The 3,517-nt window shown below is 38.7% G+C and carries 4 protein-coding genes; 3 read left to right on the top strand and 1 reads right to left on the bottom strand.

From position 1 onward, the window contains the following. Window positions 1-121 precede the first annotated feature (121 nt). On the top strand, window positions 122-589 hold the full coding sequence (locus ABDZ53_RS08255) for a hypothetical protein (protein ID WP_343755439.1): 468 nt from the start codon (window positions 122-124) through the stop codon (window positions 587-589). A gap of 39 nt (window positions 590-628) precedes the next feature. On the opposite strand, the gene ABDZ53_RS08250 is transcribed toward ABDZ53_RS08255, so the two are convergent. Then, window positions 629-1,348 (bottom strand): hypothetical protein, encoded by a 720-nt coding sequence (locus ABDZ53_RS08250; RefSeq protein WP_343755437.1) that lies wholly within the window; start codon window positions 1,346-1,348, stop codon window positions 629-631. Window positions 1,349-1,532: 184 nt separating this feature from the next. On the opposite strand from ABDZ53_RS08250, the gene ABDZ53_RS08245 reads away from it, so the two are divergent. Next, window positions 1,533-2,108 (top strand): GNAT family N-acetyltransferase, encoded by a 576-nt coding sequence (locus ABDZ53_RS08245; protein WP_343755435.1) that lies wholly within the window; start codon window positions 1,533-1,535, stop codon window positions 2,106-2,108. A 59-nt stretch (window positions 2,109-2,167) separates the two neighbouring features. Next, the gene (locus tag ABDZ53_RS08240; RefSeq protein WP_343755433.1) at window positions 2,168-3,442 is read left to right on the top strand and encodes a cytochrome P450; all 1,275 of its coding nucleotides are present in this window, start codon (window positions 2,168-2,170) and stop codon (window positions 3,440-3,442) included. The last annotated feature ends 75 nt before the right edge of the window (window positions 3,443-3,517 follow it).

The raw sequence follows: 3,517 nt of genomic DNA, 5'->3' as shown, positions 1-3,517 counted from the left end.
AGGCCGAGGCCGGTAAGAGAGGCTTACAGCCGCAGAGCAAACCACCAGTTCACACTGGTGGTTTTGATTTATAGGAAAAGAAAATACCGTGTGATATAATTATGAAAAGGAGATGAAGCGGATGTTAAAATTTAATGAGTTAACGATTGAAGATCAGCAAAGAAGATATAAATTTGTCATTAATACATTTTTCTTTTTAGTTTTTACTCTATCCTTTATTAGTAGGCTCCCAATGTTGTGGTTAGGTACGGTAGTCATTGCTTCAATAATCGTTGACCTGTACATATTTGGTTTTCAGAAAAAAGAGGATTACGGTCAGTCTTCATTATTAATAGATAGTTTGTTATTAATAGCTATCAATAGTCTAACGGGTCTTATTATAGTTCCATTTGTTCAGGAGTGGCTGAACACCCACACGTCTTTAAGAGAAATAAATATTAACGGCTATTCCGGACTCGTCCTTCTCGCCCTTATTTTTGGGATGTGGGAGCTTTTGCTCATCCTGCAAAATAAACTGTCTTCTCAGTCGCTCGACTGGAAACGAAAGAAAACGGGGCTCTTTAGTTCCACAAAAAAGAAATTTGAATAAAAACAAGCGGAGACCTCCTGGGAAGTCTCCGCTTGTTAACTAAATAGCTAGTAAAATGATGGTATAGGAAATGAGTCCTAACATAAAAGACGTCAGTCCATTGCCGCGGCATTCAGGCAATTCGTCTTTTATCGCATTAAGGATTAAGCCGCCAGCGACGAACGCTTCCATTAACCCCATTACAGTATGCGGGATGTTAATGTTGATACCTAAAAACCAACCAATCAATACGGCACCTGCCAGCAACTTCAAGCCGTACCGATCATACAAGTCTTGAAAATGATGTCTTAAAACCCAGTCATTAGTGACAAAATGTAGACCGATTGCTAGTAAATAGAAGAGAGCAGTAAAGGTCGTTTCAAATCGCTGATCGGAAAGTAAAACACCGATAATAAAATTATATAAAAAGTAAGCACCTATATGACCCCAAAAGACACCGTTTGATTGGATAGTTTTTGAAGCCAGTCTAAAACGAGTAGACTTTAAAGCCAGCTCTAAAAAATAAAAGACAACAATACCAGCCAAGACGGATCCATATATTAAATGAGAGGCATTGGTCGCATTGACATGAAAGGTTTCCATCACATCATGCTGATACGATTGTACAGTAGGAATTAAGTGGAAGAAAACATAAGCGAGTGAAATCCCACCGATAAATGATGTCAGTTGATTAGCTGACAGACGCTTGAAATCTAAGTATTTAGAACTTAAATGAATAAATGTGAAACCAATTGCGACTATGATATTAGCCACTGGCATGGTGATTCCTTCTTTCAAATGATTGTAGGTTCGGTTCTCGAACGAAATTTATTATAGTCCTATTCCTAAAGTTCGTCAAGTAGTTTTCATGAAAATTTCTGTAAATAAATAAGTGTTCAAAACACTGTCATATTAAGGTTTGAACAAACAAAATTAAAAATAATTTAAAAGTGAGGCACAATCTATGGAACATTATAAAGTGACTTTAGCTAAACATACGCATGTAGAAACAGACCGTCTGCTTTTAAGACCGGTCACATTGGCTGATGCTGAAGATATGTACGCATACGCATCTGACGAAGAAACGACTTATTACGTCTTTGAACGGCATAAAAGCTTGAATGAAACAGAAGAGTCCATTGTTACTTATTTCTTGGAAAGTCCTTTAGGCAAGTATGCGATTGAGTTGAAAGAAGAAAATAAAATGATAGGGACCATTGACTTAAGGAGAAAAAAAGAAACCAGTCGAGGCATCATCGGCTATACTTTAAATAAAAACTACCACGGGAAAGGGTATATGACCGAAGCTGGAAAAGCCATTATAAAATTAGGTTTTGAAGTACTGGGAATGGATTGTATTGCTGCTTTACATGATGAGCGAAATGTGGCTTCTGGAAAAGTAATGCAGAGACTGGGAATGCAAAAAGAAGGCGTTCTGAGACACGTGGAGAAATGGAAAAAAGGGGAGTACTTTAACGATGTGTATTATTCTATTTTAAAAGAAGAATACGAAGAGATAAAAAAAGAAAAGGGTTATTAATTGCTTACAGACCGCACTTATTTCATACTATAGGTAAGAACTTCTAAAGGAGGAAGAGGATGACCCAAACAAAACCGTTTCCGAAAGAAGAAGGATTAGAAAATGGACTGAAAGTCTTAAGAGAAGGCTATATGTATGCACCTAATCGATTAAAAGCCTACCAGTCAGATGCTTTTGAAACCCGACTGCTTGGAGATAAAGCAATAGTCATGGGGGGAGAAGAGGCCGCTCGCCTGTTTTACGATGAAGAAAAATTCAAGCGAAACGGAGCAGCTCCTGAACCCGCTATGGCAACCTTACTCGGTAAGGGAGGCGTTCAAACTTTAGATGACGAGGACCACCGTAATCGGAAAAAGTCGTTTATGGATTTGATGTCAAGAGAGCGCATTGAAGTATGGGCTAAGTTAGTCGAAAAATATTTACATGTGGCGGCTAAAGAGTGGTTAACAAAAGATTCGATTCATTTTTATGACGAGAGCAAGAAAGTACTCACGCGAGCCGTATGCGACTGGGCAGGAGTGCCTTTACCAGAAAAAGATGTCGATAAAAGAACCAAGCAACTGGTTGGGATGTTCGAATCACCCATGGCAGTTAGCCATAAACATGTAGAAGGTCGAATCAATCGAATGAATGGAGAAAGCTGGATTAAAGATTTAATTCAGCAAGTAAGAGAAGGAGAACTCAAACCGAAAGAAGAGACCGCCTTATACCAAATGTCTTGGCATAGAGAATTGGACGGTGAATTATTAGATCTCAAAACCGCTGCAGTAGAAGTCTTGAATATACTTCGTCCATCAGTAGCAATTGCCATTTACTTTACGTTTACAGCACTGTCTTTACATCAGTTTCCTGAAGTCAAAGCTAAACTAAATGGAGACAACCCGTATTATCTTCATATGTTCATACAGGAAATCAGACGGTATTACCCATTCTTTCCATTTAATGCGGCTATCACACGAAAAGACTTTGTGTGGCAGGATTACCAATTTGAAAAGGATACAATGGTCGTACTGGACTTTTACGGAACGAATCATGATTACCGCATTTGGGATAACCCAGATAAATTCGACCCGGAACGTTTTACAAACTGGCATACCAGCCCATCCGATGAAGTCCAGATGAAGTTAGTGGCTCAAGGTGGTGGGGACTATTATAAAGGTCACCGCTGTCCTGGCGAATGGAATACCATTCGAGCTATGGAAGTATTAACGGAATTCTTAACCAACAAAATCACCTACACCGTACCTGAACAAGACTTGGGTTACAGTATGGTACAGGTACCTACCGTACCAAAAAGTGGCATGATACTAGAGAACGTGGATTATATAGGATAAAGAGGTAGTGTAAAAAGTTTTATGAAAAAACAAGAAAAAAAGAGAAATACTTCCTCTGATTAACATAAGTGGGAG

Source organism: Alkalibacterium iburiense (assembly GCF_039521845.1).
GTDB classification, from domain to species: domain Bacteria; phylum Bacillota; class Bacilli; order Lactobacillales; family Carnobacteriaceae_A; genus Alkalibacterium; species Alkalibacterium iburiense.
Note: the sequence above shows the minus strand (reverse complement) of the source record. Positions and strands in the feature narration are given on the sequence as shown.

Coding starts and splice junctions, on each gene's coding strand:
- ABDZ53_RS08255 (WP_343755439.1), top strand. CDS start 122: ATGTTAAAATTTAATGAGTTAACGATTGAAGATCAGCAAAGAAGATAT.
- ABDZ53_RS08250 (WP_343755437.1), bottom strand. CDS start 1,348: ATGCCAGTGGCTAATATCATAGTCGCAATTGGTTTCACATTTATTCAT.
- ABDZ53_RS08240 (WP_343755433.1), top strand. CDS start 2,168: ATGACCCAAACAAAACCGTTTCCGAAAGAAGAAGGATTAGAAAATGGA.
- ABDZ53_RS08245 (WP_343755435.1), top strand. CDS start 1,533: ATGGAACATTATAAAGTGACTTTAGCTAAACATACGCATGTAGAAACA.